Raw genomic sequence first — 12,850 nt, 5'->3', positions numbered from 1 at the left:
CCTGCACCGTAGAGCAGGATATCCGCCCGCCCCGACAGTTTCCGCGCGCTCCCGTCCCCGGAGTGGCGTGCGCCGCCCCCTAACGGGGGTCGTAGGCCAGGTCGGGCCACAGGCCCAGCAGGGCTTCGATCTTCCGCGGGACCTGGAAGCTGTTCCGGAAGTTCGGCTTTTCGCCGATCGCGGCGAGAGCCTTGCGGAGGTCGCCGAAGGCCGGCCGGGAGGCGGGCTCCCGGGTCAGGATGTAGCAGTACGTGCGGCGCGGGTAGGCGAACTCGTCGGCGTAGGCGTGCAGCACGAGACCGGGGGCCTCGATCCGCGACCCGACCAGGGCGCGGCCCTGCTTCTGGCTGTAGACGCGGATCACGTGCACACCCGGGCGCAGGGTGCGCGGCGGGTCCTGGCCCTGGCCGTCGTCGGCCCAGAACAGTTCGACGCGGAACGGCTGTTCGCCGTTCTCGCCGGGGTGGGTGTACTCGCGCTGCAGTTCTTCGAGCCGGTACTCGGCCTCGGCCGACGGCTCGCCGCCTTCGACGAGGCTGACGAGGTACAGCTCCGCCGGGCGCGGCCACGCGGGCCGGGGGACGTCGGTGGCTTCGGGGGTCTCGGCGGCCGGGCCGGTTTCGGCCGCTTCCGCAACCGGTTCCGCGGCGGCGGGCGCCGAGGCGCCGGGCTCGGTGGTCGCGGCGGGCCGCTCGGGGGCGGGCTCCGGCTGGACCGGGGCGGCCGAGCCGGCGGGTGCCGCCGGCGCGGCGGCGGCCGGGGGTGCGGCGGGCCGGGCCGGGGCGGCGGGCGCCGGAGGTGTGGCGGGCCGGTCGGCGGTCGTGGGCGCCGGGCGCACCGGCGACGGCGCCGGGGTGGGGGCCGCGGGGCGGACGGGCGTGGCCGGGCGGCTGGTCACCACCGGGCGCGCGGGCGGCGTGCGGGTGGCCGCGGGGCGCGGCGAGGTGACCGGCTTGCCGGCGCCGTACTGCTCCAGGAGGGGCTCCAGGTCGCCCGCGGTCAGCGCGGGGCCGGCGAGGTCGCACCACTCCAGCCAGGCCTCCTGGGCCTCTTCGACGGTGTGCTTCTCGTGGGAGACGGTGACGGCCTCGAACAGCTGCCGCGGGCCGGCGGCGGTGACGTCGGCCGAGCCGACGACCACGAACGACGGGTCGTCCTCGGCGATCACCAGCTTCGCGTTCAGCCCGCGCAGCGAGTGCACGATCACGCCCGCCTTCACCCAGTGCAGCAGGGCGTGCGGGCTGGTCGCGCCGGACAGCACCATGTCCAGGCTGGCATCCGTGATCACCGTGTCGCCGGGTTCCAGCGGCAGCAGCGCGGCCGCGCCGGGGCCGACGTGGCCGAAAGCCGCCACCAGGTTCCGGCGGGGCGCGAGCAGCGGGGTGATCGAACCCCAGATGTCGCGGCCCGTGAGTAGTCGTACCGAACGTTCTGCCAGACCCAGCCGACCGAGCTCCGCGTCCATGGCCTTGACCTTACTTGGTGCCCCCTACGGCATTGACGGCCGGAATATCTCTTGCTTGGAAGTAGTTGAACGCGCATGTAAGGTGGGGGTCGCGAAGGGAGTCAGGTCATGCAGTTCGGAATCTTCTCGGTGGGCGACGTCACGACCGATCCCACGAACGGCACCACGCCGACGGAGCACGAGCGGATCAAGGCGATGGTCCGCATCGCGCTGAAGGCGGAGGAGGTCGGCCTCGACGTCTTCGCGACGGGCGAGCACCACAACCCGCCGTTCGTGCCGTCGTCGCCGACGACGATGCTGGGGTACATCGCGGCGCAGACGTCCAAGATCATCCTGTCGACGTCGACGACGCTGATCACCACGAACGACCCGGTGAAGATCGCCGAGGACTTCGCGATGCTGCAGCACCTGGCCGACGGCCGCGTCGACCTCATGATGGGCCGCGGCAACACGGGCCCGGTGTACCCGTGGTTCGGCGAGGACATCCGCCAGGGCATCCCGCTGGCGATCGAGAAGTACGCGCTGCTGCGCCGGCTGTGGCGCGAGGACGTCGTCGACTGGTCCGGCAAGTTCCGCACGCCGCTGCAGGGCTTCACGTCGACGCCCCGGCCGCTCGACGGGGTCCCGCCGTTCGTGTGGCACGGGTCGATCCGCAGCCCGGAGATCGCGGAGCAGGCGGCGTTCTACGGAGACGGCTTCTTCGCCAACCACATCTTCTGGCCGACGTCGCACTTCCAGCAGCTGATCTCGTTCTACCGCCAGCGTTTCGAGCACTACGGCCACGGTTCCGCGGACCAGGCGATCGTGGGCTTGGGTGGACAGGCGTTCATCCGGCCGCGGTCCCAGGACGCGTGGAACGAGTTCCGGCCGTACTTCGACAACGCCCCGGTGTACGGCCACGGGCCGACGCTGGAGGAGTTCACCGACCAGACGCCGCTGACGGTGGGCAGCCCGCAGGAGGTCATCGACAAGACGCTGACGTTCCGCGAGCACTTCGGTGACTACCAGCGGCAGTTGTTCTTGATGGACCACGCGGGGCTGCCGCTGAAGACGGTGCTGGAGCAGCTCGACCTGCTGGGTTCGGAGGTGGTGCCGGTGCTGCGGAAGGAGCTGGATTCGCTTCGTCCGGCGCACGTGCCTGAGGCGCCTACGCACGCTTCGCTGGTCTCTTCGTCTTCTACGTCGTCTTCGGAGGTGTCGGAATGAAGCTCGCGGTGGTGACGGCGGGGCTGTCGGTGCCGTCGTCGTCCCGGTTGCTGGCGGACCGGCTGGCCGCGGCGACTGTCGCCGCTGCCGACGGCGAGTCGTCGGTGTCGGTGGTGGAGCTGCGGGATGTCGCTTTGGACATCACGAAGAACTTGCTGACGGGGTTCCCGAGCCCCGCTCTGCAGTCGGCGATCTCGACGGTGGTGTCTGCGGACGGGCTGATCGTGGTGACGCCGGTGTTCACGGCGGGGTACAGCGGGTTGTTCAAGTCGTTCTTCGACGTGCTGGACGCGGATTCGCTGGTGGGGAAGCCGGTTCTGCTGGGTGCGACTGGTGGGACCGAGCGGCACTCGCTGGTGCTGGACTACCAGCTGCGGCCGTTGTTCGGGTACTTGAAGGCGGATCCTGTGGCTACCGGGGTTTATGCCGCTTCTTCGGATTGGGGGAGCGGGGAGGGGGCTCTGCAGCGGCGGATCGAGAAGGCCGGGGCTGAGTTGGCTGCTGCGGTTGGTGGTCGGGTTGCCGGTGGTGGGGGGACGGGGTTTGTTCCCTTTGCGCAGCTGTTGGCTGAGGTGGGGGAGTAGGGCCCTGGGCCTCTGGCTCCGGCTTCGCCGGGGCTGGAGGGTTTGGCGTGGTGGCTGGCTGGTTGTTTTGGTTGGCCACCGGGCGGGGGCTCAGGTGCGGCTTCGCCGGGGCTAGAGGGCTGGTGGGTTTGCCGTGGTAGCCGGCTGGTTGTTCTGGTTGGCCACCGGGCGGGAAGGCTCGGGTGCGGCTTCGTCGGGGCTGCGGGGCGGTGGGTTTGGCGTGGTGGCTGGCTGGTTGTTTTGGTTGGCCACCGGGCGGGGAGGCTCGGGTGCGGCTTCGCCGGGGCTAGAGGGCTGGTGGGTTTTGCCGTTGTGGCCGGCTGGTTGCTTTGGCCGGCCATCGGGCGGGGATCTGCGGGGTGGCTCGGGTTTGGCCGGCCGGCTGCCGAGTGGTCCTTCCGGACATGAAGACTCAGTTTGGTCGGCTTTTGCTGTGAGGGAGAGTTGCCGGCTGGTGAGGCTTGGGGCGGGCAGCGGCGCATGGCCGGTGCGGCGGTTCGGGTTGCTGTGCCTTAGGTCAGCTTCGGTTTGGGCTTGGTGCGGTGGTTGGTTGGCTACTCGCCCGTCGGTGGGGTCTGTTGGTGGTCAGTGGGCTGGTGTGGCGGTCGGTGGAACGTGCGGATCGACGGGGTGGCTTCTTCCGAGGGGTGAGCCATAAGTCGCGGGCTTGTGTGGTCGGGTCCGTTGGTGATTTGGATGTGGGTGTAGGCCCGTAGCCTTGTGGCTGCGGGCCTTTCCCGTGTTCGGTTGTTCACGCTGCGAATGGCAGTGGTTGGTGGAGGTTGTTGCGTCTGGGTTTTCGGTGTTTGTCCAGGAAGGCTGGTGGGCGGAACTCGGGGAGGCCGTCGGTGGCGATGCGGACTTCCCAGCCTGAGCGGTGGAGTAGCCGGTGGTGGTGGGCGCACATCAGGACCAGGTTGTTCAGGTTGGTGGGGCCTCCGTCGGCCCAGTGGCGGATGTGGTGGCCCTGGCAGTGGCGGGGCGGGCGATGGCAACCCGGGAACGCGCAGCCGCGGTCGCGCAGGAACAACGCTCGGCGTAGGCCTGCGGAGATCAGGCGGCGGAGCCGTCCGAGGTTCAGGGGTTCGCTGTTCTCGCCCAGCACCGCGGGGATGATCATGCTGTCGCAGGCGTGGATGCGGGCTTCGGCCGCCGTGATGGTGCCGGTGTCTCCGAGGGTGGCCTGGCCGACGCCAGCTTTGAGGTCCTTCAGCGATACCGCGACCATCACGTGTGCCCGTTCCCCGGCCTGCATGGGCAGGTCCGGCGAGTTGAGGGCGAGGTCGATGGTGTCGGAGAAGGCGTCGCCGTAGCGTTCCTGCGGGGATCGCAGGTCGGTGCCCTCTGCGGGGTTGGTGCGGCGTTCGGCTAGGGCGTCGAGCAGGGCGCTGGCGCGGGTGCCGGTTTCGTCGTCGAAGCGGCCGTGCAGCTCCCAGACTCCGGTTCTTTTGCGGCGCAGGGACAGTTCCCGGCTGGGAGTGGCGGGTTCGGTGGGGTCGGGTTCGGGGCCGTCGGGGTCCAGGTGGGCGATGATGCGCGCGCCGAGGGCGGCGACCTGCTTGTAACCCGCCTCCGAGGCCAGGGCCAGCAGGTGCTGCTCGGCCTCCTCGCGGTGCTCGGGCGGGACCTGCGTGAGACTGCCGATGATGGTGTCGATCATCGGGTTGCTCAAGCGGCCCTCCGCCGCGGCGGCAGCAGTCGAGGGAGCGACAGGTGCCGGGCTGTCGAGGCGATGGCCGGGGTGCAGGGCCTGGGCTCGTTTGACCATCGTCTCGGCAGCGGACTTCGGGATGTCAGCCAAGTGCTCGAGAAGCCGGGTGACCGAGCGGTAGCCGAACAGCTCCATCACCCCGCGGGACTCGATTTCCACCAGCAACGCACCGATCTCAGCCTCGGCAGAACGCACCACGGTGAGCAGCGTGGAGATGCGATCGGCCAGAGCCATCGCATCCGTCTGCCACACCGTTTCCGTTGCCATACAACAAGGTTAGCCGAACCCGAACACATGATCATCACACGAAAGGGTAGAAAGAAGAAGCCCGGCAGGGACACCGTTGCGTGGGGAATCGGCGCTCCCAGACACAGGAACAACCAGCCATAGGAAGCGCCGATTTCCCACGCCCCGGCGAAGCCGCATCTTTAAGAGTCTTGGTACTGGACCCGGTAAACCAAGTGTGTCACACCAGACCCGACCACAACGTCAACCTGCTCCAGCGACGCACAAGAAGGCGAGAGCCCGGAGAAGTAAGGAACCCCAGAACCGAGAAACACGGGCACAAGATCAACCCGAACCTCGGAGAGAAGCCCAAGCTCCAGGCACTGCCGAGCAATAGAGGGCCCGGAGACCCCAACGGTCCCATCCCCCGCAGCGGCGGCCAACTCGACAGCACGAGCAACATCCGGAACGAAAGTGAAAGGAGCCAAGACGGAAGACGACCATGAAGGAGGCGGCCGATGAGTGACGACGAAGGCGGAACCCCCACCGGGAGGACGCCCACCCCACCCCCGCGTGTAGTCGAAAACCCGCCGCCCGCAGACGAAAGCGCTGTCGCGGACTGTGTCCATAAAGGACTGGAGGTACGAAGCGCTCGCGGGGGAGACCCGGAACGTCGTCGGGTAGCCGACCATCGGGACCTCGACGTCGCCGGCGGTGTACCAGTCGAACAGCGGTCCGACCGAATTGTCCGGGCGAGCCACGAACCCGTCCAGTGACATGCAGAAGCTCGCGATGACCCTCGGCATCTCAGCCCGCCAGCACCTTGTCGAGCCGCTCGTACGACTCCGTCATCCCGCGGCTCATCCCGCTCTCCAACGCCGTGTCGCGTGCCGAAACCGAGGGGAACACCGAGTGCGTCACCATGCGTGTGCGGCCGTCGCCCAGGTCGGTCAGCACCATCGAATCCAGTGTCACCTCGCCCGGTGCTCCCAGGTACTCGAACGTCTGGATGATCCGGTCGTCGCTGACCGTGTGGTACACGCCGCGGAAGCGGTACTCGCCTCGGGAATCGCGGTGGATGTACTCGTAGCCACCTCCTGACCTCGCGTCGAACTCCACTATCTCCATCTCCATCCCGTGCGGGCCCAGCCAGCGGACGATCAGCCCGGGATCCGTGTGGGCGCGCAGGACCGCCGACGGCGGGGCCGCGAACTCGCGCGTCACCTCGATGAACGGCGTTCCGGGCTGGGCGGTGATCGTCGTGCTCATTTCTCCTCCAGGGTCTCCAGGACGGCGTCGAGCCGCCGGTAGCTGCGTTCGGTGGCCAGCCGGTACGTGTCGATCCAGCCGGTCAGTGCTTCGAGGGCCGACGGCACCAGGTGGCACGGGCGGCGCTGGCCGTCGCGGCTGCGCGTGATCAGGCCGGCCTGCTCCAGCACCTGGATGTGCCGGGACACCGCCTGCTTCGTGATCGGGAAGGGCTCGGCCAGCTCGTTGACCGTCGCTTCGCCGCGCGACAGCCGGGCGATCAGGGCCCGGCGGACCGGGTCGCCGAGTGCGGTGAACGCCCGGTCCAGCGCCTCCTCGTCAACCGCCATCTTTATCAACCAATCTGTTTATCAACTGATGTCTTGACTGTAAGCCCGCTGTCAAGACCTGCCGAAAGTCGGGGGTGGCCGACGTCGTCCGGCAGCGGCCCGCAGGCCGGCCAACGACCTACGTTCACCGCCATGACCAGGTTCTTCCTCCTGCTCGCGGCCCTCCTGCTCGCCGTCGCGCCGCCCGCCGCCGCCGGCCAGCGTCCCGACGTCGACGAATACGTCCGCGCCTACCTCGACCACACCGGCCTGCCCGGCGCCGCGGTCGCCGTCACCCACGGCGGCGACGTCGTCCGCGTCGCCGGCTACGGCCACGACTCCGCCGGCGCGCCGATCACCGCCTCGACACCGCTGCCGATCGCGTCGCTGAGCAAGTCCATGACGGCCTTCGCCGTGCTCCAGCTCGCCGAAACCGGCCGGCTCGCGCTGGACGAGCCGGTGACGCGCTACCTGCCGGGCTTCCGGCTCGCCGACGAGCGCGGCGCTCGGATCACCGTCCGGATGCTGCTGGACCAGACGTCCGGGATGGCCGACTCCGTCTTCCCCGATCTCGAGCTGCCCCAACCGCACACCCTCGCCGAAGCCGTCGCGCGGCTGAAGGACGCGCCGCTCGCGAGCGAGCCCGGCGCGGAGTTCCACTACCACAACCCGAACTACGAAGTGGCGGCCCGGATCGTCGAGGTCGTCGCCGGGCAGCCGTTCGCGGAGTACCTGCGAACGAAGCTGTTCGCGCCGCTCGGCATGACCGCCAGCTCCGCCGTGGACGAACCGCCCGCCGGGACCGCCGGGTACGTGCGGGCCTTCGGCTTCGCGGTCCCGGTGTCCGAACCGGACTGGTTCACCGGCGGCAGCCACGGTGTGCTGAGCACCGCGGAGGACCTGGCGAAGTGGCTGCGAGCGCAGCAGGACGGCGGTGGGGTGCTGACTCCGGAGTCGGTCCGGAGCGCGCACACGCCCGCGCCCGGCCGCGACTACGCGCTGGGCTGGCGCGTCCGGGACGGCCGGACCTCGCACACCGGCGACTGGTTCACCCACACCGCGGCGCAGGTGCTGCTGCCCGGTGGGTACGGCGTCGCGGTGCTGGCCACCACCGGGATGGCGCTGGACAACGAGGCCGAGCTGCTGGCCCAGGGCCTCGCGAGCCTGCTGGAGGGCGGGGCACCGGAGCCCGCGTTGCCCGCCGGGGTGGTCGCAGACTGGGTGCTGGCCGCGCTCGCGGTGATCGCGGTGGGCCTGGCGATCCTCGGTGTCCGGCGAGCCCGCCGGAAGCCCCGGTGGTGGCGGATCGTCCCGCCGTTGCTGCCGCTCGTCCCCCTGGCGTTCCTGCCCCAGCTGCTCGGGTGGGTATTCGCCGGACGGCGGGGTACCTACGCCCAGGTGCTCTACGTCTGGCCGGGGCTCGTGGTCGCGCTCGGCGTGGTGGCGCTCGCGGGCCTGACCGTGGCCGCGGCCACGGCACGGGCCCTCGTGAGTGGCACGCGGCGCCGCGACCAGGAAGAATCGGACGAAACGAGGGGAGACGCCCAGTGGGTCTCGGCAAACAGGCGAAGCGGATCCTGATCACGGTGGCCGGTGCCATCCTGCTGGTGGTCGGGGTGCTGCTGCTCGTCCTGCCCGGCCCCGGGCTGCTGCTCGTGCTCGCCGGGCTCCTGCTGCTGGCGTCGGAGTTCCCGGCGCTCGAGCGGTACGTCGACCCGGTGCGCGACCGCGCGATGAAGGCGGCGGAGGAGAGCGTGTCGTCGCCGCTGCGGATCGCCGGGTCGGTGCTGGCCGGGCTGGCCCTGCTGGCGGCGGGGATCGTCTGGGGCACGGTGAAGTCGCTGCCGTTCGCCGGCTGGAGCACCGGGTCGAGCCTGATCCTGTCTTCGGTGATCCTGTTCGCGCTGCTGATCTGGAGCTACCGGCGGGTCAAGAACCGGCGCGAAGCCCCCAGCCGCAGCTGAGGGCGATACTGTCGGCGCCATGAGCGCCGGATTCCAGCGTGCCCGGCGACCGGAGCAGATCGAGGCGCGCCGCACCGCGATCCTCGCCGCCGCGCGGGAGCTGCTGGCCGAGCGTCCGGTCGCCGACATCAGCCTGCGGGAGCTGGCCTGCCGCGTCGGGCTCGCGAAGTCCAATGTGCTCCGCTACTTCGACAGCCGCGAAGCGGTCTTCCTCGAAGTCCTCGACACGGCGTGGACGGCGTGGCTCGACGAGCTGGCGTTCGGCGAGCTGCCGGCCTTCGCGAGGGAGGAGCGGATCGCCGAAACGATCGCGGCGACGCTGGCCGAGCGGCCGCTGCTGTGCGAGCTGATCAGCGCGATGGCCCCGGTGCTGGAGCGCAACATCTCCCTGGAGTTCGCGCGCGGCTTCAAGCTCCGCGCGGCCGCGAACCTCGAACGGCTGGCGTCGCTGGTCCGCGCCGAGGTTCCGGAGCTGTCCGCGGAAGCGGCCCGGGTGTTCGCGCGGGCCGTCGTGGTCGTGGTGTCGGGGGCGTGGCCCTACGCGAACCCGACGGAAGCGGTCGCGCTGGCGACGGCCGAGGCCGGCGGTGCGCCGGGGTTCGAGGCGGTGGTGGCGGAGAACCTCACGAACCTGCTGGCCGGCCTCGTCGCGCGGCGGCGGTGACGATGTCGGTGTTCTCGAGGACGGGCTTCTCGTAGCCGTTCTCGGCGACCTCCAGCATCGCCCGGCCGATTTCCTCGTTGTTCGTCACGAAACGGGGGAACAGCCGGCGCAGCAGCGGGTACAGCGGCATCGCGACGCGGTAGAGCGTCCGGTACAACGTGGTCTTGGACGTGATCCCGTGCATCGGCTGGATGTAGCCGGGGCGGACGGCGAACGTCCGCAGCGGCAGCTTCGCGAGCGCGTTCTCGGTGGCGCCCTTGACGCGCGCCCAGCGGACCCGGCCGCGTTCGGTGCTGTCGGTGCCCTGGCCCGAGACGTACACGAACGTGGTGCCCTCGGGCAGCTTCCGCGCGACCGAAAGGGCCAGTTCGTAGGTGATCCGCTCGTACTCCGCCGGCGCCATGCCGACCGAGGACACCCCCAGGCAGTAGAGGCACACGTCGTAGCCGGTGATCGGCTCGAGGGCGAACAGATCCTTCTCGACGCGCTCGGTGAGCTTCGGGTGCGTCTCGCCGAGCGGGGACCGGCCGACCGCCAACACCGCCTCGACGCGATCGTCGAGCAGGCACTCGCGCAGCGCGCCCTGCCCGACCATGCCGGTCGCGCCGAAGAGGGCGACCCTCACGCGTCCGCCACCGGCAGCAGCCCCCGCTCGGCGAAGACCTTCTTCGCGACGGCGGTCGCGTTGAGGGCACGGGGAAAGCCGCAGTAGGCAGCCGACTGCAGCAGCGCTTCGACGATCTCCTCCGGCTTCAGCCCGACGTTGAGCGACGCGTTGACGTGCACCTCCAGCTGCGGCTCGCACCCGCCGAGGGCGGTGAGCATGCCGAGCGTGACGAGCTGCCGGTCGCGCGGCACGAGCGCCGGGCGCGTGTAGATCTCGCCGAAGCCCCACGACACGAGACTGTCGGCGAGCTTCGGCGAGATGTCCTCGAGACTGTCCAGCACGCGCTGGGCCGTCTCCTCCCCGTTGAGGTCGACCAGGGCCCGCTTGCCGCGTTCGAAACGATCATCGGTCATGACGGCGACGGTAGCGGCTGGAGCGGGCTCCAGGTCAAACCGCGCGCGCGGACCCCGGCACGGTCCACACGTAGAACAGGGTGGTGGTTTCGTCCGACCGGACGCCCGCCGCGTTCACGCTCCACGTCCGCAGCGTCAGGTACGCGGCGTTCGGCTGGTCGGCCGGCACCTCGAAGCCGAACGAGGCGGTGCCGTCCGCGGACGCGGGCACCGCCGTCTCGGCGCCGGACCCGATCGCGTAGCCGTAGCTCGCCGGGTTCGCCTGCAGCGGTTGCACCGAACACTGGATGTGCTGTCCGGGCCGGACCGAGTCGGCGCCGGTGTCGCAGGTCACGGTGGGCGCCGCGGACTTGGCGGTGAACGTGTACACGGTCGCCGCCGACACCACTCCGTCGGCGAACGTCGTGGTCACCCGGACCGAGTTCGGGTAGCGCCGGGTCGGGGTGAACACCACGGAAGCGGTGCCGGACGAGCCCGCCGAGACCATGCCGGACGGCCCGCCGTCGAACTCATAGCTGTAGCTCACCGCGCCCGCCACGGGCGAGGAGAACACGAACGTCCCCGGGGTGCCCACCGCGCCGCCCGCGTCGTTCGCGGGGTACTCGGCGCTCGTGACGGCGGGCTGGTTCGAGGCCACGTCGAGGTTCACCCAGGCGTCGGCGGAGCGGATCCCCGCCGCGGTGGTGTTGTGTGCGATGAACGCGCCCCAGGACGCGGTCGCCGGCGTGACGGTCACGGTCGCGTCGCCGTTCTCGTCGACCGGCGCGGTGGCCCACTCCTGGTCCTGCCAGCGGTAGGTCACCGATGCCGCCCCCGGCAGCGTGGCGTGGACCCGGAACTGCGCGGGGCGGCCCTGCACGGGGTTCGCGGTGAGCGGGGTGATCTCGGGTTCGCCTGCCTCGACCGAGAACGACGTGGTCGACGGGCCCGTCACGTAGCCGTTCGCCAGCTTCGCCCGCACCGTGAGCTCCGGGTACGGCTGCTGGTAGTCGGTCGGCACGACGGTGACCGTCGCGGTGCCGTCCGGCCCGGCGGGCACGGTCCGGTCGTCGTCCTGGCCGAGGTGGTAGACGTACGCGGCCGCCGGGGACGGCCCGTTCGGGGTGAACGTGCACTGGCGTGCTTCGCCGACGTAGGCGTCCCACGGTGTGCAGGTGACGCCGGGCTCGTTCGACGCCACCCAGAAGCGGTAGTCGGTGCGGTCGGAGCGGGCGCCCGCGGCGTCGACGCTCCACACCGACAGGTACTGCGGGCCGCTCTGCTGGGGCACCACGGTCACCGTGGCCGGACCGCCCTTGCGCGTGGCCGGGACGTACGAACCGGGGGTGTCGAAGAGGCCGTAGTAGTAGCCGACGACGTCCGCGACGCCGTTGGCGGTGAAGGTGAACGAGCCGGGGATGCCCGTCCCGCCCGTGCCGAGGCCGACGTCGTAGTAGTCCGCGGAGGTCACCACCGGCGCCTTGTCCGGCCGGACGAAGTCGGTGGTCAGCTTGCAGACGGCGCTCCACGGTCCCGCGTCGGTGCGGTCGAGCGCGCGGACCTGCCACGCGTACGTCGTGGCGTCGGCCAGCCGGCCCTGCACGTCGAGCGAGACGCCGTCCCCGGTGAAGGAGTTCTGGATCGTCACGCGCTGCTCGGGGTGGTCGACCGGCCACAGCGCCCACTCGGCCGTGCCGAAGTCGCCGTCGGGGTCGGTGACCGCGGCGCCGAGGGTGGTCGAACCGGCACCGGCGACGACCGGCTTGGTGCCGCAGGCGTGCGTGTTCACGGTGAGCTGAGCCGGCTTCGAGGGCGCCCGGTTGTAGGTGATGCTCAGCGTGGCGTGCGGGTTGTAGGCCCGGCCGAACTTCGGGTCGTTCTGCTGGTCGTCCGGGAGCCGGATGGCCAGGGTCGCGGTCTTCTGCCCGGCGTCGAGCGCGCTCTGCAGGGCCGCGGTCGCGTTCCAGAACACCCCGCGGGCCGGGCACGACGTGTCGATGATCGGCCCGCCCGCCTGGACCAGCTCGGCGGGCTGGCTGTTCCACGTCGGCTTCTTCGCCGGCTCGGTCAGCCACAGCTGGGTCGCCCGGGGCGTCGAGCAGTCGGCGACGGCGGTCTCGTCGACGGACACCCCCGCCCGCTCCAGCCGGTTCCCGCGCAGGGCCGAGAGGTCGAACGTCACGTAGGCCTTCGAGACGTGGCTGACGCCGTTCGCGTAGGTGTGCGCGCCCACGGGGAGGTCGCCCGCGGGGTTCGTGAAGCTGGTGCCCGGCGCGGCCGAGTCGATGTACGCCCACGAGCCGGCGGTGCTTTCGGTGATCGTCGAAGCGGCGGCCGGCGCCGCGGTGAGCACGGTCGCGCCGGTGGCGACCAGTGCGGAGACGGCGGCGCACACGGCCGCTGCCCGGACCTTCGAGCCCATCGGGCCTCCCCCAAGAAGTTCGGTTCAGTCCCG

The 12,850-nt window shown here is 70.7% G+C and carries 12 protein-coding genes; 5 read left to right on the top strand and 7 right to left on the bottom strand.

Going from position 1 to position 12,850, the window contains the following annotated elements; translation table 11 throughout:
* Positions 1-79 precede the first annotated feature (79 nt).
* The gene (locus AB0J40_RS30720) at positions 80-1,465 is read right to left on the bottom strand and encodes a hypothetical protein (RefSeq protein WP_364459657.1); all 1,386 of its coding nucleotides are present in this window, start codon (positions 1,463-1,465) and stop codon (positions 80-82) included.
* A 108-nt stretch (positions 1,466-1,573) separates the two neighbouring features.
* On the opposite strand from AB0J40_RS30720, the gene AB0J40_RS30715 reads away from it, so the two are divergent.
* Entirely contained in the window at positions 1,574-2,671 is a 1,098-nt protein-coding gene (locus tag AB0J40_RS30715) for an LLM class flavin-dependent oxidoreductase (protein ID WP_364459654.1), read from the top strand.
* A complete protein-coding gene (locus tag AB0J40_RS30710; RefSeq protein ID WP_364459651.1) occupies positions 2,668-3,255 on the top strand; it encodes a CE1759 family FMN reductase in 588 nt (195 codons plus the stop codon). Before AB0J40_RS30715 ends, AB0J40_RS30710 begins: the two co-directional genes overlap by 4 nt.
* A 751-nt stretch (positions 3,256-4,006) precedes the next feature.
* On the opposite strand, the gene AB0J40_RS30705 is transcribed toward AB0J40_RS30710, so the two are convergent.
* From AB0J40_RS30705 to AB0J40_RS30695, 3 genes are all read right to left on the bottom strand, one after another.
* A complete protein-coding gene (locus AB0J40_RS30705; protein WP_364459648.1) occupies positions 4,007-5,233 on the bottom strand; it encodes a DUF222 domain-containing protein in 1,227 nt (408 codons plus the stop codon).
* A 765-nt stretch (positions 5,234-5,998) separates the two neighbouring features.
* Entirely contained in the window at positions 5,999-6,460 is a 462-nt protein-coding gene (locus AB0J40_RS30700; protein ID WP_364459645.1) for an SRPBCC family protein, read from the bottom strand.
* Positions 6,457-6,789, bottom strand: a complete 333-nt coding sequence (locus tag AB0J40_RS30695) for a metalloregulator ArsR/SmtB family transcription factor (protein WP_364459642.1) — start codon at positions 6,787-6,789, stop codon at positions 6,457-6,459. The genes AB0J40_RS30700 and AB0J40_RS30695 overlap by 4 nt, the downstream gene beginning before the upstream one ends.
* Positions 6,790-6,921: 132 nt before the next feature.
* On the opposite strand from AB0J40_RS30695, the gene AB0J40_RS30690 reads away from it, so the two are divergent.
* The 3 genes from AB0J40_RS30690 to AB0J40_RS30680 are packed head-to-tail and all read left to right on the top strand — an operon-like array spanning position 6,922 to position 9,396.
* Entirely contained in the window at positions 6,922-8,349 is a 1,428-nt protein-coding gene (locus tag AB0J40_RS30690) for a serine hydrolase (RefSeq protein WP_364459639.1), read from the top strand.
* On the top strand, positions 8,316-8,732 hold the full coding sequence (locus tag AB0J40_RS30685; protein ID WP_364459636.1) for a PGPGW domain-containing protein: 417 nt from the start codon (positions 8,316-8,318) through the stop codon (positions 8,730-8,732). Before AB0J40_RS30690 ends, AB0J40_RS30685 begins: the two co-directional genes overlap by 34 nt.
* A gap of 19 nt (positions 8,733-8,751) precedes the next feature.
* Entirely contained in the window at positions 8,752-9,396 is a 645-nt protein-coding gene (locus tag AB0J40_RS30680) for a TetR family transcriptional regulator (protein WP_364459633.1), read from the top strand.
* Here AB0J40_RS30680 and AB0J40_RS30675 read toward each other — a convergent pair.
* From AB0J40_RS30675 to AB0J40_RS30665, 3 genes are read right to left on the bottom strand one after another with little or no spacing between them, the layout of a single operon-like run.
* Entirely contained in the window at positions 9,356-10,021 is a 666-nt protein-coding gene (locus tag AB0J40_RS30675; protein ID WP_364459630.1) for an epimerase, read from the bottom strand. The two genes, AB0J40_RS30680 and AB0J40_RS30675, sit on opposite strands and share 41 nt — an antisense overlap.
* A complete protein-coding gene (locus AB0J40_RS30670; protein WP_364459627.1) occupies positions 10,018-10,416 on the bottom strand; it encodes a carboxymuconolactone decarboxylase family protein in 399 nt (132 codons plus the stop codon). Before AB0J40_RS30670 ends, AB0J40_RS30675 begins: the two co-directional genes overlap by 4 nt.
* A gap of 34 nt (positions 10,417-10,450) precedes the next feature.
* Entirely contained in the window at positions 10,451-12,817 is a 2,367-nt protein-coding gene (locus AB0J40_RS30665; RefSeq protein WP_364459624.1) for a DNRLRE domain-containing protein, read from the bottom strand.
* Between the last annotated feature and the right edge of the window lie 33 nt (positions 12,818-12,850).

The sequence above is a fragment of the Amycolatopsis sp. NPDC049691 genome, assembly GCF_040675005.1.
Lineage (GTDB): Bacteria > Actinomycetota > Actinomycetes > Mycobacteriales > Pseudonocardiaceae > Amycolatopsis.
The sequence above is the reverse complement of the archived record's forward strand: the minus strand, read 5'-3'. Positions and strand labels throughout refer to the sequence as shown.

Excerpts from the sequence above, each read along its gene's own strand:
- AB0J40_RS30670 (WP_364459627.1), bottom strand. The coding sequence starts at position 10,416 with ATGACCGATGATCGTTTCGAACGCGGCAAGCGGGCCCTGGTCGACCTC.
- AB0J40_RS30715 (WP_364459654.1), top strand. The coding sequence starts at position 1,574 with ATGCAGTTCGGAATCTTCTCGGTGGGCGACGTCACGACCGATCCCACG.
- AB0J40_RS30700 (WP_364459645.1), bottom strand. The coding sequence starts at position 6,460 with ATGAGCACGACGATCACCGCCCAGCCCGGAACGCCGTTCATCGAGGTG.
- AB0J40_RS30705 (WP_364459648.1), bottom strand. The coding sequence starts at position 5,233 with ATGGCAACGGAAACGGTGTGGCAGACGGATGCGATGGCTCTGGCCGAT.
- AB0J40_RS30720 (WP_364459657.1), bottom strand. The coding sequence starts at position 1,465 with ATGGACGCGGAGCTCGGTCGGCTGGGTCTGGCAGAACGTTCGGTACGA.
- AB0J40_RS30710 (WP_364459651.1), top strand. The coding sequence starts at position 2,668 with ATGAAGCTCGCGGTGGTGACGGCGGGGCTGTCGGTGCCGTCGTCGTCC.
- AB0J40_RS30665 (WP_364459624.1), bottom strand. The coding sequence starts at position 12,817 with ATGGGCTCGAAGGTCCGGGCAGCGGCCGTGTGCGCCGCCGTCTCCGCA.
- AB0J40_RS30690 (WP_364459639.1), top strand. The coding sequence starts at position 6,922 with ATGACCAGGTTCTTCCTCCTGCTCGCGGCCCTCCTGCTCGCCGTCGCG.
- AB0J40_RS30680 (WP_364459633.1), top strand. The coding sequence starts at position 8,752 with ATGAGCGCCGGATTCCAGCGTGCCCGGCGACCGGAGCAGATCGAGGCG.
- AB0J40_RS30695 (WP_364459642.1), bottom strand. The coding sequence starts at position 6,789 with ATGGCGGTTGACGAGGAGGCGCTGGACCGGGCGTTCACCGCACTCGGC.